Annotated in this window: 18 protein-coding genes; 13 read left to right on the top strand and 5 right to left on the bottom strand. The window is 44.0% G+C overall.

Annotated features, from left to right (window positions below):
* The first annotated feature begins 161 nt into the window (after window positions 1-161).
* The 4 genes from ACE5CV_RS12280 (at window position 162) to ACE5CV_RS12265 (ending at window position 3,212) form a co-directional block, all read left to right on the top strand.
* Window positions 162-1,292 carry an aspartate aminotransferase family protein gene (locus tag ACE5CV_RS12280; RefSeq protein WP_374950472.1) on the top strand — a complete coding sequence of 377 codons (1,131 nt, stop codon included), beginning with the start codon at window positions 162-164 and terminating at the stop codon, window positions 1,290-1,292.
* 78 nt (window positions 1,293-1,370) lie between these two features.
* Window positions 1,371-2,318 (top strand): acetylornithine carbamoyltransferase, encoded by a 948-nt coding sequence (locus ACE5CV_RS12275; RefSeq protein WP_374950471.1) that lies wholly within the window; start codon window positions 1,371-1,373, stop codon window positions 2,316-2,318.
* Between the two features lie 2 nt (window positions 2,319-2,320).
* On the top strand, window positions 2,321-2,629 hold the full coding sequence (locus tag ACE5CV_RS12270) for a hypothetical protein (protein WP_374950470.1): 309 nt from the start codon (window positions 2,321-2,323) through the stop codon (window positions 2,627-2,629).
* Window positions 2,616-3,212, top strand: coding sequence for an FMN-binding negative transcriptional regulator (locus tag ACE5CV_RS12265; protein ID WP_374950469.1), 597 nt, complete (start codon window positions 2,616-2,618; stop codon window positions 3,210-3,212). Before ACE5CV_RS12270 ends, ACE5CV_RS12265 begins: the two co-directional genes overlap by 14 nt.
* A 30-nt stretch (window positions 3,213-3,242) precedes the next feature.
* On the opposite strand, the gene ACE5CV_RS12260 is transcribed toward ACE5CV_RS12265, so the two are convergent.
* Window positions 3,243-4,541: an NAD(P)/FAD-dependent oxidoreductase gene (locus ACE5CV_RS12260; protein WP_374950468.1), complete on the bottom strand. Its 1,299-nt coding sequence runs from the start codon at window positions 4,539-4,541 to the stop codon at window positions 3,243-3,245.
* A 248-nt stretch (window positions 4,542-4,789) separates the two neighbouring features.
* Here ACE5CV_RS12260 and argB point away from each other — a divergent pair, with 248 nt between their 5' ends.
* The 3 genes from argB (at window position 4,790) to ACE5CV_RS12245 (ending at window position 9,437) form a co-directional block, all read left to right on the top strand.
* Entirely contained in the window at window positions 4,790-5,602 is an 813-nt protein-coding gene (gene argB / locus ACE5CV_RS12255; RefSeq protein WP_374950467.1) for an acetylglutamate kinase, read from the top strand.
* 2 nt (window positions 5,603-5,604) lie between these two features.
* Window positions 5,605-6,420: a pyrroline-5-carboxylate reductase gene (proC, locus tag ACE5CV_RS12250; RefSeq protein WP_374950466.1), complete on the top strand. Its 816-nt coding sequence runs from the start codon at window positions 5,605-5,607 to the stop codon at window positions 6,418-6,420.
* 209 nt (window positions 6,421-6,629) lie between these two features.
* On the top strand, window positions 6,630-9,437 hold the full coding sequence (locus ACE5CV_RS12245) for a prolyl oligopeptidase family serine peptidase (RefSeq protein WP_374950465.1): 2,808 nt from the start codon (window positions 6,630-6,632) through the stop codon (window positions 9,435-9,437).
* A gap of 71 nt (window positions 9,438-9,508) precedes the next feature.
* Here the strand turns inward: ACE5CV_RS12245 and gpmA are convergent, their stop codons facing one another.
* Window positions 9,509-10,198 (bottom strand): 2,3-diphosphoglycerate-dependent phosphoglycerate mutase, encoded by a 690-nt coding sequence (gpmA, locus tag ACE5CV_RS12240; protein ID WP_374950464.1) that lies wholly within the window; start codon window positions 10,196-10,198, stop codon window positions 9,509-9,511.
* A gap of 141 nt (window positions 10,199-10,339) precedes the next feature.
* Here gpmA and ACE5CV_RS12235 point away from each other — a divergent pair, with 141 nt between their 5' ends.
* Complete coding sequence (locus ACE5CV_RS12235; RefSeq protein WP_374950463.1) at window positions 10,340-10,723, top strand: SRPBCC domain-containing protein; 384 nt, start codon at window positions 10,340-10,342, stop codon at window positions 10,721-10,723.
* A 110-nt stretch (window positions 10,724-10,833) separates the two neighbouring features.
* Here ACE5CV_RS12235 and ACE5CV_RS12230 read toward each other — a convergent pair whose 3' ends face one another.
* The 3 genes from ACE5CV_RS12230 to ACE5CV_RS12220 all read right to left on the bottom strand — a co-directional run bounded on the left by ACE5CV_RS12230 (window position 10,834) and on the right by ACE5CV_RS12220 (window position 14,252).
* Window positions 10,834-12,216 carry an OmpA family protein gene (locus tag ACE5CV_RS12230; protein WP_374950462.1) on the bottom strand — a complete coding sequence of 461 codons (1,383 nt, stop codon included), beginning with the start codon at window positions 12,214-12,216 and terminating at the stop codon, window positions 10,834-10,836.
* Window positions 12,217-12,618: 402 nt separating this feature from the next.
* Window positions 12,619-13,800, bottom strand: a complete 1,182-nt coding sequence (locus ACE5CV_RS12225) for a trans-sulfuration enzyme family protein (RefSeq protein WP_374950461.1) — start codon at window positions 13,798-13,800, stop codon at window positions 12,619-12,621.
* Window positions 13,801-13,823: 23 nt separating this feature from the next.
* Window positions 13,824-14,252 (bottom strand): OsmC family protein, encoded by a 429-nt coding sequence (locus ACE5CV_RS12220; RefSeq protein ID WP_374950460.1) that lies wholly within the window; start codon window positions 14,250-14,252, stop codon window positions 13,824-13,826.
* Window positions 14,253-14,464: 212 nt separating this feature from the next.
* On the opposite strand from ACE5CV_RS12220, the gene ACE5CV_RS12215 reads away from it, so the two are divergent.
* The 5 genes from ACE5CV_RS12215 (at window position 14,465) to ACE5CV_RS12195 (ending at window position 22,765) form a co-directional block, all read left to right on the top strand.
* A complete protein-coding gene (locus ACE5CV_RS12215) occupies window positions 14,465-14,941 on the top strand; it encodes a hypothetical protein (RefSeq protein ID WP_374950459.1) in 477 nt (158 codons plus the stop codon).
* Between the two features lie 3 nt (window positions 14,942-14,944).
* Window positions 14,945-15,133, top strand: a complete 189-nt coding sequence (locus ACE5CV_RS12210; protein ID WP_374950458.1) for a hypothetical protein — start codon at window positions 14,945-14,947, stop codon at window positions 15,131-15,133.
* Entirely contained in the window at window positions 15,123-16,361 is a 1,239-nt protein-coding gene (locus ACE5CV_RS12205) for a nucleoside recognition domain-containing protein (protein ID WP_374950457.1), read from the top strand. Before ACE5CV_RS12210 ends, ACE5CV_RS12205 begins: the two co-directional genes overlap by 11 nt.
* A gap of 219 nt (window positions 16,362-16,580) precedes the next feature.
* The gene (locus tag ACE5CV_RS12200; RefSeq protein WP_374950456.1) at window positions 16,581-21,731 is read left to right on the top strand and encodes a PKD domain-containing protein; all 5,151 of its coding nucleotides are present in this window, start codon (window positions 16,581-16,583) and stop codon (window positions 21,729-21,731) included.
* Complete coding sequence (locus ACE5CV_RS12195; RefSeq protein WP_374950455.1) at window positions 21,728-22,765, top strand: PorP/SprF family type IX secretion system membrane protein; 1,038 nt, start codon at window positions 21,728-21,730, stop codon at window positions 22,763-22,765. The genes ACE5CV_RS12200 and ACE5CV_RS12195 overlap by 4 nt, the downstream gene beginning before the upstream one ends.
* Window positions 22,766-22,776 lie beyond the last annotated feature (11 nt).

Raw genomic sequence — 22,776 nt, 5'->3', positions numbered from 1 at the left:
CATGTTTGGCCTGGATGAACGCGCCGGCCTACGACTTAAGGGCATAGCTTTTTAAGCATAGCCCAATCATTAGGTTTAAGCACAAAGCTTTAATAATCCAATAATAATAATATGCTGAAAGTGAATAGTGAGCTTTCACTTGTCAGCCTTAGCTTAATATCATGAAACTATTCGACGTATACCCAATCAATCATATCAACATTGTTAAAGGCCGGGGCAGCCTGGTGTTTGACGATAAAGGCACCGAGTACCTTGATCTATACGGAGGCCATGCTGTTATATCCATCGGCCATACCAATCCGCACTACCTAACCCGATTAGAAGACCAATTGCACCAGATCGGTTTTTACTCCAACTCCATTGAAATCCCTTTGCAAACACAGCTGGCCGAAAAATTAGGCCATGTTTCAGGTAAAGAAGATTATCAGCTGTTTCTTTGTAATTCGGGCGCTGAAGCGAATGAAAATGCATTGAAGCTGGCATCCTTTCACAATGGCAAAAAGAAGGTGATAGCCTTTCGTAAAGCATTTCACGGGCGTACATCACTTGCTGTCGCAGTAACAGACAACCCCAAAATTGTAGCGCCGGTTAATGAAACTGATAATGTCATCTTTCTTCCATGGAATGACGAGGCTGCATTACAAGAGGCCTTTCAAACTAATGAGATATCGTCAGTAATAATAGAAGGTATCCAGGGTGTGGGTGGTATTCAGGTGGCCCCTATCCCATTCCTGCAAAAGATTCGCACGCTGTGTGATGAACACAATGCCGTGTTTATTGCAGATAGCGTACAATGCGGTTACGGGCGGACAGGCAAATTCTTTTCGCATGATTTCGCGGGCATCAATGCCGATATTTATTCAATGGCAAAAGGCATGGGCAACGGTTTTCCTATCGGCGGGATCATTATTTCGCCTAAAATCGCTCCTTCTTACGGGATGCTGGGTACCACCTTTGGCGGTAACCACCTGGCCTGCGCGGCAGGGTTAGCCGTGTTGGAAGTTATTGAACGCGAAAACCTGATGCAAAACGCAGCTGAAGTTGGCGGATACCTGATTGACGAATTAAAGAAATTTGATAAGGTTAAAGAAGTACGCGGCAGAGGGCTGATGATTGGTATCGATTTGCCGGATGAACTAGCTAACGTGAAAAAAGATTTGCTATTTAAGCATCACATTTTTACCGGCGAGGCTAAACCAAATGTAGTAAGGCTGCTGCCTGCTTTGAATTTAACCAAAGCCTACGCCGACAGGTTTTTGGAAGCATTTAGCACTACATTAAATAACTCATAATTAGTTATTTATAGAGTTTAATTATTGTTAAAACATAAATAAAATCTCCCCTTAGAGGAAGGATTTAAGACAAGGCTCATGAAACTATTTTCTTCAGTAAATGATGTTAAAGATGTACCGGCATTGGTTGCCGAAGCATTGCGTTTAAAAAACGACCCATTCGCTTTTGAGCATTTAGGTAAAAATAAAACGCTGAGCCTTGTATTTTTAAACCCAAGCTTGCGCACCCGCATGAGCACCCAAAAAGCAGGCGCAAATTTGGGCATGAACGTAATTGTACTGAACATTGATAAAGAGGGCTGGGCCTTAGAATTGCGCGACGGCGTGGTGATGAACGGAACCACTGTTGAGCATATTCGCGAAGCAGCAGGCGTTATGGGCGAATATTCGGATATTATAGGTGTGCGCTCGTTCCCCGGTTTAACAGACCGGGATGAGGATTACAGCGAAACCATCTTTAATAAATTCGTTGAGTTTTGCAAAGTGCCGGTAGTAAGTTTAGAATCGGCTACACGGCACCCGCTACAAAGCTTGGCCGACCTGGTTACTATTGAGGAAATGAAAACAGTCAGTCGTCCTAAGGTTGTATTGACCTGGGCGCCGCACATAAAACCATTGCCGCAAGCTGTACCGAATTCATTTGCCGAATGGATGTGCCGGGCCGATGTGGATTTTACCATTGCCCACCCGGCAGGATATGAGCTTTGCACCGATTTTACCAACGGCGCTACAATCACAAACAATCAGGATGAGGCCATAAAAGACGCCGACTTTATTTATGTAAAAAACTGGTCGGCTTATGAGCCTTACGGCGCTATTACTGTAGGCAACGAAGACTGGATGCTGACGAACGAAAAATTAAAGATTGCGCCAAACGCCATGGTAATGCATTGCTTACCGGTGCGGCGCGACCTGGAGCTATCTTCCGAAGTGCTGGACGGGCCGCAATCATTGGTGATACACGAAGCCGGTAACCGCGTTTGGGCGGCGCAAGCAGTATTGAAACAAATGCTGGAAAAACTTTAGTCATGCATGTAAGAAAACATGACAATATAAAAGAGATTAGGATAGACAAGCTCGAGCGGCTTTGCGTCATGCCCGACGAGCAAAATTTTTCTTTTATTTGGAGATCTGCAATGGAAGTTCATTGGGATGAAAAAGGCAAATTCTTATATTCTCCCAAACCAAGAGAATGGTCGTATTTTGATTGGTATAGGCAAATTTTAGACGCAACGAAAGATGAATACGGTTGTTGTTTAGTATTGACTAATGAAACTTCGTGGATTGATATTCCAATTGCTTTAAAAGAGCAGATTTTGAGTTATGTACATTCCTAAGATCAACCAGCTAACCGACCGGCAGCGGGCAATCGACTTTATGAGAAAGTATAGTTTTGCTGCTATTGTGACGGTTGTTGATGGACGGCCAACTGCCACGCATCTTCCGTTTGTGATAGAGCAGCGCGGCGATAACATCATGCTTATCTCGCATTTTGCTAAAGCAAACCATCAGGCAGCAGACATATTTGCGTGCACACCTTTGGTTATCTTTACTGAGCCACATGCTTACATATCCCCGACACATTACGAAAAGCAGCAAAATGTACCCACCTGGAACTATATCGCCGTGCATGCTTATGGTGAAGCAATTCCGGTTGAAGATGCGGCAACGGTTTTAGAAAAAACCATTAACTTTTATGAAGCAGAATACCTGCAGCAATGGAATAGCCTGAGCAGTGACTTCAAGGTAAAAATGATGAATGGGATTGTTGCGTTTGAAATCACAGTCACCGATTTGCAGGCGAAAAGTAAATTAAGCCAAAACCGTAGCGACACCGAGCAGCAAAATATCATATCTGCATTTGCTAAATCCGGCAATTACAACGAACAACAAATAGCCGCCTATATGCAAGATTTTTAAAAATCTAACTGATTTAATAAATTAGCTCACTTATCTCGCCACAGGATCGGTCATCATGGTTTTGGTATCAAAATGATGCACAATTAAACGGTTATCACTATTGCGGGTGAAGTAGCCTACCGCCCAGTTAAAAAATACAATCGCTTTATTGCTAAAGCCGGCCAGCGAAAGCAGGTGAACAAACATCCATAACAGCCACGCAAAAAATCCCTGGAAACGCAGCTTACCTAAATCTGCAACGGCTTTATTACGGCCAATGGTAGCCATAGTGCCCAGGTCGTTGTATTTGAAAGGCATGGTAGGTTTGCCGTTTATAATGGACATTAAATTATTGGCTAATTGTTTACCCTGCTGCAGTGCCACCTGTGCCACGCCCGGATATCCTTTTGGATTCGCTTCGGTAGTAACGGCTGATACATCGCCAATGGCAAATACGTTTTGGTAACCCTTGACGCGGTTAATATCGTCTGTGATGATGCGCGCACCTTTGGCCACCACCTCCGGTGGTATACCCCCCGGAATTTCACCCCTTACCCCTGCTGCCCACAGCACATTACGGGTAATGATAACCGTACCATCGTCAATCTTCAACATGTGGCCGTCATAACTGGCTACGTGCACACCATTGAAAATAGTTACTTCCATCTCCGTCAAAAACTTTTTAGCTGCTACAGATGCCGGGGACGACATGGCAGCGAGTAATTCTGTTTTACCTTCAACCAGGTAAACCTTCATATCAGCATTGCACAGGCCAGGGTAATCTTTGCAAAGGATATACTGCCGGAGTTCAGACAAAGCCCCCGAAAGTTCAACACCTGTCGGTCCGCCACCTACTACTACGAAGGTGAGCAGCGCATTGCGCTCCATTTCATCAGTTGTCACCAGCGCCTTTTCTAAATTTTGCAGTATCAGGCTACGCAGGTTCTGTGCTTCGGCAATATTTTTCATGGGCATAGTGTTACGCTCCAGTTCTTTGTTGCCAAAATAGTTGGTGTTGGCGCCGGTTGCAATCACCAGGTAGTCATAGGTAAAATCGCCTAAATTGGTTATCACGGTATTGATAGCCGGATCTACCCGATCAACCTCGGCCATGTGAAATGTAAAGTTTTTTTGGTGCGTGAAAAGCCTCCGCAAAGGAAAACCTATCGAATCGCCTTCCAAAGCTCCTGTTGCTACCTGATAAAGCAATGGCTGAAAAGTGTGATAATTATGTTTATCCAGCATTAATACTTCGACAGGCTGGTTTTTAAGTTTTTTGGCGACCTGCACGCCGGCAAAACCTCCGCCAATGATAACGATTCGGGGTATTGCGTTTTGTTTTTTATCCATATTGAAATTACCAGCTGCAAATAAACCATTAAACAGCCTGCGAATGTTTATTCTTTAACAGGATAAAAGTAATATGTGTTTTAACCGACAACTATTTAATGCCAATTGTCTTACAAACGATCAGCCATGATGACCAAACTTTTATAATAAATCTCCAACGGCGACGAACTCGCCTCTCTGCCGATACCGCAAAGTCTGCTATATGAATATATACCTCCCTGTGTCTCTAAAAATTGCCTATAATTGTTATGAACTCAGATAAATTTTATATGCAAGCCCTGCACATCATAAAAATAGGCGGAAACGTTATTGATAATTCCGAGAACCTGCATCGTTTTCTCAAAGATTTTACCGCGCTTGAGGGTATGAAGATACTGGTGCACGGCGGCGGCAAAGTTGCCACTCAGGTGTCAGAAACTATGGGTATCGAAGCTAAGCTTGTGGATGGCCGCCGTATCACCGATATTGATACGTTACGCATTGTTACAATGGTTTACGCAGGCCTGATCAACAAAAATATTGTTGCACAGTTGCAACGGTATGGCAATAATGCTATAGGATTAACCGGTGCCGACGGCAATTTTATACGTGCCAAAAAGCGACCGGTTAAAACCATCGACTATGGATTTACGGGGGATATTTTTAAAGGCTCTATCGACCCGAAAAGCATCGGCATATTGCTTGATGGTGGTTTTACGCCTGTTTTTTGTGCCTTAACGCACGATGGTGACGGCCAATTGCTCAATACCAATGCAGATACAATTGCATCGGCCCTGGCGGTTGCACTATCTGACCACTACGCAACAACACTGGTTTATTGTTTTGAAAAGAAAGGTGTTTTACAAGACATAGATGACGATGACTCGCTGATCAGAGAGATAGACCCGGAGCGGTATAAAAAATTGAAGGAAGATCAAATTATCCACAGCGGGATGCTCCCCAAGATGGACAATGCATTTACAGCGATATCGTGCGGCGTTAAGGCGGTGATCATCGGCCATTCCGATGATTTAGGCCAATTAAAAAATAAAAAGGGTTTTGGTACCCGGTTAAGCAATTAAAAATGGAAACACAACAACACATCGCCATATTGGGTAGCGGAAACATTGGCCTTGCCCTGGCAAAGGGATTAGTTAAAGCAGGGATCTTTACCCCGCAACAGATCACACTTACCCGTCGTAACGTAGCTGCACTCGATGCCCTTGCCGCCGAAGGTTATAACGTTACCCCCAATAATGCAGACGCCGTTGTAAAAGCTGATATTGTTGTGCTTGCCATATTACCGCAACAGCTCAATAAACTATTGGACGAGATAAAGCCTGCTGCCGATCAAACCCGGCATTTGCTAATCTCTGTAGTTTCGGGCGTTAGTTGCCAGGATATCCGCAATCAGTTGGCGCTGGATGTACAGGTTATTCGCGCAATGCCCAATACCGCTATTGCAATTGGCCAAAGCATGACCTGTATCGCTACGGACAATGCATCGGCGGCGAACGTTAGCCTGGTAAAATCATTATTCGATACGGTTGGTGTAAGTATACAAATTAATGAAGAGTTGATGACATCCGCTACGGCGCTTTGTGCTTGCGGCATCGCATTTTTCTTAAGATCTATCAGGGCGGCTTCGCAAGGCGGTACCGAGATTGGTTTCCACGCCCACGACGCTTTAAAAATGGCCGCCCAGACAGCAAAAGGTGCAGCCGACCTGCTGTTACAACTGGCATCGCACCCCGAGCAGGAAATCGATAAAGTTACATCACCTAAAGGTTGTACTATTGCCGGTTTAAATGAAATGGAACATAACGGTTTCAGTTCTGCAATGATCAAAGGCATAAAGGTATCTGCTGAGAAAGCCGGAGCACTTTACAAAAGCGAGTGATTTTAGAGCACTAGTATAGTTGGACGACCGTATATCTTAGGACGTTATTTGCAAAAAACGCACTGTTTTCCCCATTTAATAATTGCTGAGTGTAGATCAAACGTAGTGGTGTACCAATACTTTACGAAAAATAAAGTACTGTAACTTTTTCGTCGCAGAATAAGGCTTAAAGGCAAAATTTTCGGATATTTAAGGTTTATACCCATATCATGAATAGAATTTTAATGCCTGTTTTCTTACTGGGCGCTATTACGGCATCTGCGCAAAAGGTTTCCAAAAAACCACTGGATCATAGCGTGTACGACGGTTGGCAGAATATTGCTAACGAGCGCATCAGTAATGATGGTAAGCATATTCTATACGTAATTAAACCACAGGAAGGCGATGCTAATTTAGTTGTAACTGATAGCAAAAACACCAGCAAATTTATGATACCACGTGCCGATACCGCACGCATAACTGCCGACTCTAAGTTCGCGGCGTTTTTGATCAGGCCTTTTTTTAAGGATACGCGCATGGCCCGCATCAAAAAGAAAAAGCCGGCCGAATTCCCTAAAGACACTTTAGGTATCATCAACCTAAACAGCAACCAGGTAGAAAAAATCCCGACTATACGCTCTTTTAAAATTGCAGATAAAGCATCTGTGATCGCCTATTTGATGCCGACAGACACGCTGAAAAAACCGGTAGCATCAGACACCTCAAAAAAAGCCGTGTTAACCACAATTGCTCCACCAACCAGGGATGGTGCCGAACTTACAGTAAGACAACTCCTTAACGCTAAAACTCGTACATTTAAATATGTTACAGAGTATCAGTTGAGTAAAAACGGCAAGTTTTTAGCATATTCGGTAACTGCTCCAAAAAAATCGAAGGATGTACAATCCGGTCTGTATGTTTACGATGTAGACAAAGACCTGCTTAAACCTATAAGCACCGGTCGGGGTAATTACCGCAATATAACCTTTGATGATGCAGCAAAGCAATTGGCTTTTACCGCCGAAAAGAATCCGGAAAAAGCGCAGGTAAAGCCATTTAAACTTTATTACTACCAGATTGGTAAAGACAGTGCCGATGTTGTGGCCGCACCAAGTTCGGCAGGTATGCCGGCTAAATGGGCCGTTAGCGGCGACGGCAGAGTGTATTTCAGTAAAAACGGCGGTAACTTGTTTTTCGGTACTGCTCCTATCCCCAAACCAGCTGATACCACAATTGTTGATTTTGAGGTGGCCCGTTTAGATATCTGGAACTATAAAGATGATTACCTGCAACCGCAGCAGCTAAAAAATTTACAGCGAGAATTAAAACGTAGCTACCTTGCCGTCATCCGCCCGGCCGATGCCGATAAAAAGCTGGTACAACTGGCCGATATCAACATTCAAAACGTGTCAATAGCCGAAAATAGCGACGCTCCTTATGCATTAGGGCTTACCGACACCGGTTCGCGCGTGCAATCGCAATGGGAAGGCGGCAGCAGTCAGGTTGCTTATCTGATCAACCTTAAAACAGGCGATCGTAAACTGATCAACAGCCGATTAAAAGGACGTTACAGCATTTCGCCTGGTGGCAATTACGTTTTATGGTTTGATGCTAAAGATCAAAACTGGCATACTTACTCGGTAGCTACCGGTAAAAAAGTAAACCTTACCGCATCCACTAAAGTAAAATGGGGCGATGAAGAAAATGACGTGCCGGATGACCCCAATGCTTACGGCGTTGCAGACTGGACACAAGGTGATAAAAACGTATTGTTGTACGACCGTTATGATATCTGGAGTTTTGACCCGGCAACCGGGGCTGCAAGCAATTTTACCAACGGTATTGGCCGTATAAACAAACTGGAGTTTAGATATAACAGTACCGATCCGGAAGAAAAATTTATTCCTAATAAAAAGGTGCTTTGGATGATTGTACAGAACGAGGATAATAAACAGTGGGGTTATTACAAAAAGCAGATCGGCACTGCCACCGCACCTGTAAAAGCCCTGATTGAGCCATACAGCTTTAGCGGTTTGCAGAAAGCTAAGAACGCAGATGCTTTTATATATACAAAAGCAAGTTACACGCAACCCCCTGATCTGTACGTTTCTACTAATCTGAAAAGTGAAAAAAAGTTAAGTGCTATTAATCCGCAACAATCTGAATATAACTGGGGCACTGCCGAGCTGGTTAAATGGACGACACCAAAAGGCTATCAATCAAAAGGCATCCTTTACAAACCGGAAGATTTTGACCCTTCCAAAAAGTATCCGATGATCGCCTATTTTTATGAGAAACTTTCTGAAGGTTTATATAATTATTTGCCCCCCTCACCTACACCATCACGTTTACCTATATCATGGTTTGTGAGTAATGGTTACCTTGTATTTGCGCCTGACATTAGTTATGAATCAGGCCATCCGGGTTCATCAGCAGTTGAGTTTATCAATTCAGGCGTTGAAGCTTTAAAGAAAAACCCCTGGGTTGATGCCGCCCACATAGGTATTCAAGGGCAGAGCTGGGGCGGTTACCAGGTAGCATATCTTATCACTCAAAATAATATGTACGCAGCCGCCTGGGCGGGTGCACCGGTGGCTAACATGACTTCTGCATATGGTGGCATCCGTTGGGAAACCGGTGTAAACCGCCAGTTTCAGTATGAGAAAACGCAAAGCCGCATCGGGGCGACGCTGTGGGACAAGCCTCAGCTTTATATAGAGAATTCGCCGCTGTTTCAGTTGCCAAAGGTGCAAACCCCGGTTGTTATCATGAGCAATGATGCCGATGGTGCCGTACCATGGTACCAGGGTATTGAAATGTTTACCGCCTTACGGCGTTTGAACAAACCCGTTTGGCTGCTTCAATATAATGACGAAGCGCACAACCTGGTTAAGAGACAAAACCGTAAAGACATTTCCATTCGCGAAGCGCAGTTCTTTGATCACTTTTTAAAAGGCGCCCCAATGCCGGTATGGTTGGCAAAAGGAGTGCCTGCTGTTGATAAAGGCAAGGACTGGGGTTTTGAGCTGGTGAAGTAGTATAATGGCGTGAGTGATGAGAAATGAGTAATAATTGATATTAAATCGTCATTAACACTCATTACTCACAATTATTCCAAATAATAGTGTCTGATCTTGTCAAGCCGGTCGTCCAGTTCGTAAACCCAAGGCGTTGCTGTAGGGATATCTAATTGGGTCACCTCTTCATCCGTCAGGTTATCGATATATTGCACCAGCGCGCGCAAACTGTTGCCGTGAGCACAGATCACAACCTTTTTTCCGTCGCGAATTGCAGGCACTATATTTTCGTGCCAGAACGGTAAAGCCCTGTTCATCGTTTCGCTCAGATTTTCGGTAAGTGGGAGTTCGCGGTAGGTAAGGTCATTATAGCGCAAGTAGTGCCCTGGAAAGCGTTTATCATCTTCAGTAATAGCAGGTGGATGCTCGTGCGGGTCGCGGCGCCATTTCTGAACCTGCTCCTTGCCGTACTTGTCAATGGTTTCGGCTTTATTAAGGCCTTGCAAAGCGCCGTAGAAGCGCTCATTTAGCCGCCATGATTTATGTACCGGGATCCATAAGTGATCCATCTCTTCCAATACAAAATGGATAGTTTTGATAGACCGTTTAAGTACGGATGTAAATCCGATATCAAAAGTATAACCATGTTTGGCCAAAAGCTGCCCCGCCCTGCGTGCTTGCTGTAAACCTTCTTCTGAAAGGTCTACATCTTCCCAGCCTGTAAATCGGTTCTCTTTGTTCCATAGGCTTTCGCCATGTCTGATCAAAACAAGTTTTTGCATATATGTAAGTTAACAGCAAAGTGCCTGTACGGTTTATTAAAGTATGGTTAATTAACTCATCTTATTGCAATCAATTAGTGTTACCAAGTTGGCGGCAGAATAAGCAGCGAAACAAAGCTAATTTTCTGCTAAATTGCAGCCGTGAAAGATTTAAAAAAATATTACCTGATACCGGCTACGCCTGAGGAGATATACACTGCGTTGACTAACCCCATAACATTGGAATTATGGACTGGTGAACCTGCCACAATGTCGACAGAGCCTGGTTCGGAATTCTCGCTTTGGGAGGGCAGCATCGTTGGTAAAAATATTGAATTTGAGGAAGGTAAGAAGATTGTTCAGCAATGGTATTTCGACGGCCAGTCTGATGATTCTATCGTCACTATTAAACTGCATCCGGATAAGAACGGAACATCTGTCGAGCTAAGACACACTAATATACCGGTTAGCGATTTTGATGATATTGCGGATGGTTGGCGGGACAGCTATTTTGGCAACCTCGCCGATTTTTTTGGAGAAATTTAAAGTGAATATTAGTTTAAGCTCCATCGCGATAACTCTCATCGAAAGCTGATAAAGCAAAGCGCCCCGGTCAAATGACCGGGGCGCTTTTTTATGCAAGATGTTTACAGGGTTTAGAATAACGTAAACTCTACACGACGGTTTGCCTGACGGCCTTTTGCAGTTTTGTTTGATGCAATTGGCTGTGTTTCGCCGTAACCGGTAGCCTCAACTCTTGATGCGTTTGCACCCTGGCTAACCAGGTAAGATTTGATAGACTCTGCACGGTCTTTAGATAACTTCATGTTTGCATCATCAGAACCAACATTATCTGTGTGGCCTGCTAATTTCAAGCTAAAGTTTTTCTCGGTTAATAAGTTAGCAACCCGGTTTAAGCTTGGGTATGATTTAGCACGGATAGTAGATTTACCGAAATCAAACTCAAGGTTTCTGATCGCGTCTCTAACAATTTTCTTGTCCGCTTCTGTTACGATAACCACTGGTTTGTTAACCGGCAGCGGGCAACCTGCACCATCAACCTTAGTACCGGCCGGGGTGTTAGGGCATTTATCGTAAAAGTCTGGCACACCATCGCCATCGCTGTCGGCTGTAAATTTAGCCAGGTTAGCGTTGGTGGCAGCTAAATCAGCCTTAAGTTTATCATTAGCTGCTTTCTGAGCATCTATTTGAGATTGTAGCTGATTTTTGGTGTTCATGTTCTCCCATAAGTACTCGGTACGCATTGAAGAAACCGGATTATGAGAAGCTAACTGAGGTTTCGATTTTAGCCCTAAAGCAAATTCTAGACCTGCGTGTATGTAAGAGAATTTATCATTTGTAAATTGAAATTTGTAACCGTCGAAGTTATCAGAGTTAACAAAGTTAACTACATAACCTAAATCCAAATTAACGCCATCGCCAAGGTTGAATTTAAGGCCACCGCCCAACGGGATATAAAATTCAGAGATGGTACCATCGCCAGCCTTGAACGGAACTTCAGGACCGCCTGCGGTAATTGAATGTGGTTTGTAACCCATTAAACCACCACCTACAGTTACATAAGGCTGTATGGCACCTTTTTGATGGCGCCAGTTAATGTTAGCTAACGTAATGTTTGCGCTTAAGCTGGCAGCGTAGCTTACCTGGGTAGTAAAGGAATTGTTATTAAGTGTACCTAAACCATTACGCTGACCTGCTTCACTGCTTACTTTACCTCTAAAAAAGTCTGCCTGGATACCTAATGAAGAAAGGATTTGTTTTTTAACGTAGATACCGTACCCTAATTCTTCTTTGCTGTTCACAAAATCGGCTTTGCCAAGCGGGTTAAATAGAGAATAAGGTGTAAGGATGCCTGCATGCACACCAATAGACCAGGTACGAAAAGACGTTTCTGGTGAGAAAGGCTTTACGTAGTCTTTAGCGGTCGTGCTATCAGCCATAGGCGTCTGCGCGAACAGTTTACCGCCAACCATTAGGCCGGTTAGCAGCATAGTAACTTTTTTAAAATTTGGTTTCATGTTATAGATTTTAGTTGTACTTCTTTATAAACATTGGTACAGTTGCCACTGGTCAACATTAGTGCCAGTTAGTCCAAATGTTATTAATTTTAATGCTAGTATGAATTTGCGATGAAATATTTATTTTTAAGAAAATAATCTATCGTTTACTGTAGGTTTGTATAAATAATAATGTGTTATTGCTATGCAAGTGTCTAAACACTGCTAAAGATAGAATTATTGCACTCAAATGCATACATATTTTATATTTAAACCATAATGGCAATGATATTAAATATTTAGCTGACGAGTGGTCATCTTCAGTAGTCATTGACTGTGAGGACTCTACATGCAAAGTGACTACTTTGTTTAGTAAACCCCAGGTTATTTACGCTGAATAGTAATCTGTGCAGTCGGCTTTTGTTATGCATTGCTTTTGTCTAAAGCCTGCTTAATGTCGTTTAATACATCGTCGGCATATTCCAACCCTGCAGATATACGGATAAGGCCCGGGCTAATACCTACAGCGGCGCGTTCATCGTCTGTTAATTTTGAATGTGTGGTGCTGGCCGGGTGCGAAGCTATACTGCGCGAATCGCCCAGGTTTGCGGTAACGGACAATAATTCAAGCGAATCAAGGAATTTGCGGCCTGCCTCTACCCCTCCTTTAATTTCAAAACAAAGTACACCACCGCCTAATTTCATTTGCTTTTTGGCTATTTCATATTGCGGATGGCTACTCAGGAATGGATATTTTACCCAAGATACATTTGGGTTGCTTTCTAAAGCGGTTGCAATTTTAAGGGCATTGGCACAGTGCCGCTCCAGGCGCACATCCAGCGTTTCCAAACTTTTACTCAAAACCCAGGCATTAAATGGCGACATGGCCGGCCCCGTATTACGGCAAAAGAGGTATATGTCATGGATCAGATCTTTTCGGCCCACTATCACCCCGCCTAAAACCCGGCCTTGCCCATCTATCCACTTAGTTGCTGAGTGAATGATGATATCTGCTCCGTATTTTACAGGCTGCTGCAACAAAGGGGTAGCAAAGCAGTTATCTACATTGAATATAAGGTTGTGCTTCTTTGCAAACTGGCCGGCAAAATCCAGATCAATAACTTCTAATTGCGGATTGGTTGGTGTTTCAAGGTAAAGCATTTTGGTATTTGGCTGTACGGCGGCTTCCCAAGCTTCCTTATCCCCGGCTGGGATCAAAGTGCAGGTGATACCATATCGGGGCAAATATTTATTTACTATTGTATAAGTGCTCCCAAAAACCGAACTACAGCATAACAGGTGGTCGCCGTTTTTAATTAACGCCATAAACGACGAGAATACGGCACTCATCCCTGTCGAAGTGGCGAAGCCATCTTCAACATCTTCAAGCGCGCACATTTTGGCTACAAATTCGTCCACATTAGGGTTGCTAAAGCGACTGTAAATGTTGTTGTCATTCTCATCGGCGAAAGCCGCACGCATAGTTTCTGCCTCGTTAAAGGTAAAACTGCTTGTTAAATATAAAGGTGTAGAGTGTTCGTTTTGGCCGGTTTTATCGGTCTGTATACGTATAGCTTTAGTTATCGGATGTAATTCCTGCGACATGATGGTTAAGTAGGGTTTTAAAATTATTGCGCCGGGTGAATGATCACCTTCCATTTGATATCTGCGTTAGCTTTGTATAGGGTAGCTGCAACCGAGCAGTATTTATTTAAAGACAACTCGACTGCTTTTTTAGCTTTGTCTTCATCTACCTCACCATACAAATGGAACTCCAGGCCTATCTCCTGCCATAAGGAAGGTTCTTTGCCTGCCTCCCGTTCGCCAGTGATGACCATTTTATAATCAACTAAATCCTGGCGCTGCTTTTTAAGAATAGCGATCACATCAATAGCCGAACAGCCGCCTAAACCCATTAATAACATTTGCATGGGCCGTACGCCAAAATTCTGGCCGCCGCTTTCAGGGCTGCTGTCCATCCGTACGGTATGTCCGTATTCATCACTGGCTTCAAAGCCATATTCGCCGCTTACGCGAGATAAATTTATTGTGAGCATGGTAGATTAATATTTTGCTAAGTTATGTTTTTGCTATAAATAACCATATCAATTACACCTTTTCGTTAAAATGTTAAGCTATTTTGACATGTTAGCAGTTTGCCGATATGCTCCAGGTAATATTGTTGTTGTGTACGTTGATTGCAGCTAAAACTTTTCGAAATTTGAATAATCCATTCCATGGCTTTACTATTGCGCAAACCTGATAACACATGAAAAAAACAATACTGTCTGCCTTCCTGATTTTTTTGGCTGCACTGACTTTTGGCCAGGGTAAATTGATCTCCTATGACGACTTGAGTTACCTGTTGCATAATAATATTAATAAGGCTGATACATTTTTTACGGCGAAAGGGTTTACACTTGCTGATAAGAATATTAATAAAAAGACGCGTAAGTACGCCTTGACCATACCCGGAGGTACCTACGCGAATTTTGCCCTGCGAAACGATGGCCGGCGAATGTATATTGAAATTGAAACCAACGAGCCTGAACAGCACAACCTCATATATAACTCTATCTCACAATACATCAACAAACAAACCAGTACGCCAGAGGTGCAAACATTTGAGGTAAAAGACCTGGGGAGCATTTACATTATGGTAAACGATACAACGCCGTACAACCCTTTGCGGCGTACTTACACTATGCAGGTAGTCTCTGATAAAAGCATAACGTCATATAACTAAATATTGACTTTTTTAAACGGCGATATCCGAAGAAAAGATATTGCTATTAAACTAAATGCAACAAATGGTACTGCTGACAGCCGTTATCATGAAGGGTTGATATTGCGCTGTGTGAAATTAAAAAATTGGATTGAAATAAATTATCCAAAAAAAATTAACTTCAAACCTTCAAACGCAACCTATGGCCCTTAACTATATCTGGATCGCATTTTTCCTGATCGCATTTGTAATCGCTTTTTGCAAACTTGTTTTTTTAGGAGATGTCGATGCTTTTAAGCTATTGGTTGACGGAATGTTCGATTCGTCGAAGTCATCTGTTATGGATATCGCTTTACCCCTTGCCGGCAATATGGTTTTATGGCTAGGTATTTTGAATATAGGCGAACGGGCCGGCGCAATGAATTTTTTGTCGCGCATTGTGGGGCCCTTCCTGACCAGGCTTTTCCCCGAAGTGCCAAAAAACCACCCGGCTACCGGACAGATGATGATGAATTTTTCGGCCAATTTGCTGGGCCTTGACAATGCCGCAACTCCGCTTGGCTTAAAAGCCATGGGCAGTTTGCAGGAACTTAATCCTAACAAAGAAACCGCATCCAATGCGCAGATCATGTTTTTGGTGTTGCATACATCAGGTTTGCAATTACTGCCTGTTACGATTATAGCACAACGCTTTATACTTCATGCAAAAGATCCGTCGGATGTACTAATTCCCTGTATCATTGCTACCTATGTTGCCACCGTGGTTGGTATGACTGCCGTGGCGATAAGGCAAAAAATAAATCTGTTTGACAGGGTTATTCTTGCCTGGCTGGGCGGTATGACAGCGTTTATCGGCTTTATCGTTTGGTATTTTACAACACAACTTAGCCATGATCAAATTTCGATAGTTTCAAAGGTGACGAGCAACTTATTGTTGTTCGCGATCCCAACCGTATTCATCTTAGGTGCGCTCCGGAAAAAAGTTAACGTATTTGAAAGCTTTATCGATGGCGCAAAAACCGGTTTTGAGGTTTCTGTAAAAATTATACCATACCTGGTTGCAATGCTGGTGGCCATTAGCGTATTCAGAAATTGTGGGGCTTTAGGCTATATCAACGATGGGTTGAAGTATGCAGTAAGCAGCCTGCACTTAGATACGCGCTTTGTTGACGCCATGCCGGTTGCTTACATGAAACCATTGAGTGGCTCCGGCTCAAAGGCCATGATGATTAATACCATGCAAACTTTTGGGCCGGATAGCTTTGCAGGCCGCTTAGCATCGGTGTTCAACGGATCGGCTGATACTACCTTCTATATCGTGGCCCTTTACTTCGGATCTGTTGGTATTAAAAAATCCAGATATGCTATTCCGGCCGGTTTGATAGCCGATTTGGCTGGTGTAATAGCCGCAATTTTTATCTCCTATTTGTTTTTTGGATAGTTGTAGTTTCTTTAAAAATACTCCCGTCTAACCCATTCCGTTGTAACAAAAGTTATATTTTTGCGTAAAAGTCAATTGGTAAAAAGGCAAACATTGTAACATTATGTTGTCATATTGCTAATTATATATATGTTTTTTTATTAACCCCTATAATTGATTTGCCCCGATTGATTAATGAATAAAAATTCTACAAAATTTTTCTTGTGCTTATTTATGCTAATGTTAACGGCAAGCAAACTTGCTTTTAGCCAGACAATTACCATTGGCAATTTAGACCCGGGGCCTTACGGGCAATCGTCAACTATAAGCGTTCCCATATCTATAACTTCCGCAGGTTGTTTACAAACCAACAATGTATTTAACTTATACCTTTCAGATGCCAACGGCAGTTTTGCGAATGAGCGCCAAATAGGTTCTTATTCAGGGTTTTATACAGGTTTCATTAATGGTACTATACCCTCTATCCCTGCAGGCACGGGCTATAAAGTCAGGATAAAAACTACCAGCCCGGCAACTATTCCAGTTGTTGAATCATCGCCTTTTACCATACTCGGCGTGCCCGGTGCTACAGCATCGGTATCATCATCATCTATTAACGCCGCCAACCCCGAGGTTTTTGGGGTTTGTATTGGGGACGATTCTAAACTTACAGATTTCACTTTCATTAACCGATCTGGCACAGGCGCGGTTACGACTATCAGTTTTTTTAATGAGGTTACAAAAGCGACAGAGTTAACCACATCACTGGCCACCAATGTTACCTTTCAGGCCAAGGCGGTAAATTATACGGTAACCGTTAAAGCAATTGGATTGAATGGGGCGTTATCTACCAAGTCATATTTGTTGATGAACAATCCGGTTAACAATAGTTTTGGAGCGAGCGGCAGCACAACGGTTTGTTTAAGCGGCGGCAACGCTTTAACTTATAATGTCGATATCACATCAGCCAACGGAATCCAAAAAAATTATCCGGGCCTTACCTATCTGGTAAAATGGGGCGACGGAGCTACAAGCACCCTTACTTTTTGCGAAATAGCTGCTAAAAACGGCGAAATTAGTCACGTTTATACCCGATCATCCTGCGGCAATCTGGTAAACGGACAGCGAAACGTTTTCGAGGTGGATTTGCAGCCCATTAGTCCGTATTGTGCTTCGGTAGTGACCCAGGTAACCGGCTATGCAAAAGTGCTTGCACCGCCGTTGAATCAGTTTTCGATGCCCGCTTCGGGGTGTGTAAATACGCAAATAACTATTAATAATACATCAATACCAGGCCAGGACCCCAACAGCAGTTCAAGTACTTGTAATAACGTTACAGGTTTGTATACCTGGCTTGTTGATGGTGTTGTGGTCGAAAACAATAAGCCAATCACGGAGCCTTTTAAGTATACCTTTAATGCTATAGGTATCCATAACGTCACCTTGAGGCTGCAAAACAGCGGCGGCCTGTGCTCCACTCCCGATGTTACCAAACAAATTTGTATAAAAGTACCGCCTATACCATCGTTCACCTTACCGTTAACAACCATTTGTACGGGAACACCACTGACACCGGTTAATACTTCCGTAAACCTTGCATCATGTACACCAGCCAATCCTTACCGATGGGTTGTAACGGCCAGCTCAGGCGGCACATCGGTATCATTTGGTAACGGTACAAATGCAAGTTCAGATAATCCGGAGTTTATTTTCAATACACCCGGCGTTTACCAGGTAAGGTTAGAGATATTGACGCCCGGCTGCGGTACGCCAACAACGCCGCCACAAACTGTTGTTGTAAACGCCACGCCAATCGCCAGTCTTTCCCCGGATGTTTCCTTGTGTGGAAATAACCGCGTGTTCACTTTTGATACTAATCCCGGCGTTACCCGGGCTATTTTGGCAAATACGGTGCAGGATCTTCCTACTACTTATCAATGGACCTTTACCGGCGGAAACTTCACTTATGAAGGTGGTACCGGGCCAAATAGCAGGTTCCCGCAAGTCAAATTTTTAGATTACGCCACTTATACGGTAAACGTTGTGCATACTAATAACTGCGGCGTGGCTACTGCATCACAGGTTATCAGCTTTCAGCCGGCACCAACGGTTTCAGCCGGGCCAGACCAGGTAATTTGTGAAGGCGGGCAGGCTGTTTTAACAGGCTCTGTTTCCGGCACCTTCACAACTCAGCAATGGATTGGAGGCACAGGCACATTTATACCTAACAGAAATGTGCTTAACCCAAATTATATACCCTCGGCGGCAGAAATAACTGCAGGGCAAGCTTTACTAACGTTAAGGGTAACCACCGCTCTTGCGGCACCTTGTAATAGCATTGATGATGTTGTTGTTATTGCGATAACCCGGAAAGACAACATTACCAGTCCGTCGACACTTGAAGCGTGTACGGCGCAGCCATTTACTTATAATATTACATCCTCAAATGCGCTTACGACTTATAGTTGGACAGCCACATTAACCAGCGGCATCGCCGCAGGCTTTCAACCCGCCGGCAGTGGTAATAAGATAAATGATATTATTACAAATACCTCTGGCGCCGACGCTATTGTTACTTATATCATCACACCAGTAACCAACGGATGCACCGGTAACCCCTTTACTTTGCGCGCAACTGTAAAGCCTATCCCAGCCAGCAGCGCAAGCGTTGCCAACCCGTTGATCTGTAGTAACCAACCAGCCGGGATCAGCATGTCATCAAATATATCCGGCGTAACCTATACATGGACCAGCGTTGCATCGACCGGGGTTTCAGGCAATTCTAATCAAAGCGTACCTACCGGCAACGCCGTAATTAATGATTTGTTGATCAACACCGGCACTACAGTTGGAACCGTAACTTATACTATATCGCCTTTAAATGGAACCTGCGGCGTTGCGCCAATAACTGCAACCGTCACAGTGCAGCCTGCGCCTGTAACCTCGGTACCGGGTGCCGATGCACAAATCTGTAACAGCCCTACCTACACATTACAGGGTAACAATCCTGCACCTGGTACGGGTCGCTGGTCGTTGGTGTCAGGACAAACAGGTGTTACTTTCTCTGACGCAACCAAACCAAATGCAGTAGTGACCGGTTTGATAGCCGGCAATGTTTATCAATTTAAATGGAGTATTACTGCATCGCCTACCTGCCCGCCAAGTGAAAACATTGTTACCATTACCGATGCTGCCGAAACAATTGCAGGAACACTTGCGGGTAATGCTACGGTTTGCTCCGGCATCAATGCCGGGCAGGTTATGCTGTCGGGCCAGTTAGGTAATGTGCTGCGTTGGGAATCGTCTGTCAACGGCGGCACCAGTTGGCTGCCTGTGGCCAATAGTACGGCAACATTAAATTACCTTAACCTAACAACTACTACGCTATATCGTGCGGTAGTACAAAATTCTGCGTGTAGCTTTAAGATCAGTAACGCTGTTACTATTACCGTGAACCAACAGGCAATTACAGCTAATGCCGGTGCCGATTTTACAGCTTGTGCAGCTACAACTATCACGCTGAACGGTAATTCACCATCTCCATTTTTAGGAATGTGGACACAAACCGGCGGGCCGGCAGCTTCCGTTACCAACCCTGCTAACTTCAGTACAACTGTTACGGGCTTAGTTGCCGGCACCATCTACAAATTCACATGGACAATAAAAGGAACGCTCCCTTGTGCAGATAATAGTGATGAAGTTGTTGTTACCAATACTAATGATGTTGTTGCCGGCTTTACTGCAGATAAAAGCAATGGTTGCGGTGCGCAGGTTGTAACCTTCACTAATACTTCATCAGTTATTACCGGGACAAACTTTATTTGGGATTTTGGCGACGGTTCGGTGCAATCTACGCGTGTTAATCCCCAGCATACTTTCTTACCACGTACCGACGGCAGGGAAGCTGTCTATACCGTATCGCTAAGTATTTCAAATAACTGTGTACAGCGCCCGCCGGTAACGTATACGGTAAAGGTTAGCCCGGCGGTACCGGTTGCAGCTATAGTACCAGATGACCTAAACGGTTGCGGCGCGTTTGTTTTAAACGTACAGAACCCATCGCCGGGTAATAACGCCAAATATGATTTTTACCTTTACAAAGGCGCTACATTAGTACAGCAAATCACTAAAACTGATAAATCAGCAGCAACATTTAATGCTATTACAGTGCCTGCAGTTACCACCTACCGTTTGTATATGGTAGTAACAGATGTTTGTGGTACAACTGCCCGCACTATTGATATACCCATAACTATATCTCCGGCGAGCTTTATTCCACAAATGTTCATCCGCGATAATGTCAATAAGGGGTGCGCACCGTTCAATGTAGTTTTTGTAAATAACTCATCAGGTGGCGATTCTTTCAGCTATAATATTTACGACGCCGCTAACAAAATCATCGAAAGCGTGCCGGCCGGTAAATCCGATTTTCCGTATACGTTTACTTTACCCGGGGTTTATTTTGTGAGTTTAACCGGTACAGACTATTGCACAACCTTAGAGTCGTCGCCCAAAATAAGGTTGGAGGTTTATACCACTCCCGCACCCGATTTTAAACCGGACATAGCAGAGGGTTGCAAAAGGTTTACTGTCAAATTCGCTAATTTAACCCCTAAAGATAATATCACTCCTGCATCATCATTAATTTATGAGTGGAGTTTTGGCGACGGTACCCGCGAAGTGGCCTTTATTCCTTCACCGCATCTTTACGATTTCAAAATTTCGCCTTATAATGTTACGCTAACAGTAACCAATCTGGCCACGGGCTGTACAAACACGGTAACCAAAAACAACCTTATAACCGTCCATCCGCCGCCGGGCACGAATTTTACAGCCAGGCCAGATACAATTGCAGAGATCCCAAACTATCACTTTGCTTTTAAAGATTTAACAACCGGCAACCCCTTATCCTGGAGCTGGACCTTTGGCGATGGTTCTTCATCTAACATGAAAAACCCCGAGCATACCTATGCGGATACCGGTGTTTATAAAGTGACACTTAAGACTATTAACAGCCTTGGCTGCGACAGTACGATAACCCACCGGGTGCAAATTAAAGGCGTGCCCGGCCAGCTGTATATGCCTAACGCCTTCACACCCGACGGTTTGAGCGGCGAATTGAGATCATTCACGGTAAAAGGATCAGGAATAGCCAAGTGGACTTTACAGATATATAATAACTGGGGGCAATTAGTTTGGCAAACATACAAACTGAGCCCCAAAGGTGAACCTGTTGAAAGTTGGGATGGGACGTTTAAGGGTTCGCCGGCCCCTCAGGGTGTTTATGTATGGCAGGCATCGGCTACGTTTATAAATGGCACCGAGTGGAAAGGGATGACATATAACAGTTCGGTACCGAAACGTACCGGGGCAATACATTTGATAAGATGATGAGGATTTTTTGCAGGCTATTGCTAATTATTATTCCGCTGACGATAAGTTTGAACGCCGAAGCGCAGGATCATATGTACTCCCAGTTTTTTAATTCGCCGATTTACCTAAACCCGGCTTTAACCGGTCAGTTTCAGGGCGACCTGCGTATGAACCTGATCTATCGCAATCAATACACCAGTGTACCCGGTAGCCTCAATTATTTATCAGGGTCGATAGATTATAACGTACCCCAGTTTGGTGGTGGGCTTGGCCTGTTATTTACGCGAAGCGCCGAGGGTACTGCCTATTTAAATAAAAACAACCTGGCGGGTACCTACTCCTATAGTGTTGGTTCTGAAGAGTATGTACTTTCCTTTGGGTTACAAGCCGGCATTACCAACCGGTCTGTAGATTATGGCAAACTGGTATTCAGCGATCAGATCGATCCGCGACTGGGCTACATCCCGGGAACCGGTACTGCTGCAGATCCTCCCCTATTCAATAATAAATTTTACTTTGATGCCGGAGCGGGAGTTAATTTTACCACCGGTAATTTCAATCTCGGCGCCGCCGCACAACACCTTAACCGGCCTGATGAATCATTTACTGGGGTGCCCGCTAAGCTTGCCATCAGGGCAACCATGCACGCGAGCTACCGCCTTAATTTAACGTGGGATGATAACCTGGATGATGAAGACAAGCCATATGTTATCCCTTCAGTAGTTGTGTACCGGCAGTCGCAAACACAGGCTATCAGTGCCGGCCTGCAATATAAACGCCGCAGCATAAACGTTGGCGCGTGGTACCGTACAGGCGGCCCGGCCGGGCCTAACGCTTTTGTAATATCATTGATCTTTGACCTGTTCATTAACAAAGAAGGTGGTGAAAAGATGCGATTTGGCCTGAGCCATGATGTTCCGAAGGGTGGATTAAACTACACAAACACCAGTGGTACAACCGAGGGGAGTGTAGGTTATGAAACCACACTCCCATCAAGAGTAAATGCCGAACATAAGTTTATTGGCGCACGCAGATGTTACGATTTTTACTAATTTTAATGCTT

It is taken from the genome of Mucilaginibacter sp., from assembly GCF_964263795.1.
GTDB lineage: Bacteria > Bacteroidota > Bacteroidia > Sphingobacteriales > Sphingobacteriaceae > Mucilaginibacter.
Note: the sequence above shows the minus strand (reverse complement) of the source record. Positions and strands in the feature narration are given on the sequence as shown.

Coding starts and splice junctions, on each gene's coding strand:
- ACE5CV_RS12280 (WP_374950472.1), top strand. CDS start 162: ATGAAACTATTCGACGTATACCCAATCAATCATATCAACATTGTTAAA.
- ACE5CV_RS12275 (WP_374950471.1), top strand. CDS start 1,371: ATGAAACTATTTTCTTCAGTAAATGATGTTAAAGATGTACCGGCATTG.
- ACE5CV_RS12270 (WP_374950470.1), top strand. CDS start 2,321: ATGCATGTAAGAAAACATGACAATATAAAAGAGATTAGGATAGACAAG.
- ACE5CV_RS12265 (WP_374950469.1), top strand. CDS start 2,616: ATGTACATTCCTAAGATCAACCAGCTAACCGACCGGCAGCGGGCAATC.
- ACE5CV_RS12260 (WP_374950468.1), bottom strand. CDS start 4,541: ATGGATAAAAAACAAAACGCAATACCCCGAATCGTTATCATTGGCGGA.
- argB (WP_374950467.1), top strand. CDS start 4,790: ATGAACTCAGATAAATTTTATATGCAAGCCCTGCACATCATAAAAATA.
- proC (WP_374950466.1), top strand. CDS start 5,605: ATGGAAACACAACAACACATCGCCATATTGGGTAGCGGAAACATTGGC.
- ACE5CV_RS12245 (WP_374950465.1), top strand. CDS start 6,630: ATGAATAGAATTTTAATGCCTGTTTTCTTACTGGGCGCTATTACGGCA.
- gpmA (WP_374950464.1), bottom strand. CDS start 10,198: ATGCAAAAACTTGTTTTGATCAGACATGGCGAAAGCCTATGGAACAAA.
- ACE5CV_RS12230 (WP_374950462.1), bottom strand. CDS start 12,216: ATGAAACCAAATTTTAAAAAAGTTACTATGCTGCTAACCGGCCTAATG.
- ACE5CV_RS12225 (WP_374950461.1), bottom strand. CDS start 13,800: ATGTCGCAGGAATTACATCCGATAACTAAAGCTATACGTATACAGACC.
- ACE5CV_RS12220 (WP_374950460.1), bottom strand. CDS start 14,252: ATGCTCACAATAAATTTATCTCGCGTAAGCGGCGAATATGGCTTTGAA.
- ACE5CV_RS12215 (WP_374950459.1), top strand. CDS start 14,465: ATGAAAAAAACAATACTGTCTGCCTTCCTGATTTTTTTGGCTGCACTG.
- ACE5CV_RS12205 (WP_374950457.1), top strand. CDS start 15,123: ATGGCCCTTAACTATATCTGGATCGCATTTTTCCTGATCGCATTTGTA.
- ACE5CV_RS12200 (WP_374950456.1), top strand. CDS start 16,581: ATGTTAACGGCAAGCAAACTTGCTTTTAGCCAGACAATTACCATTGGC.
- ACE5CV_RS12195 (WP_374950455.1), top strand. CDS start 21,728: ATGATGAGGATTTTTTGCAGGCTATTGCTAATTATTATTCCGCTGACG.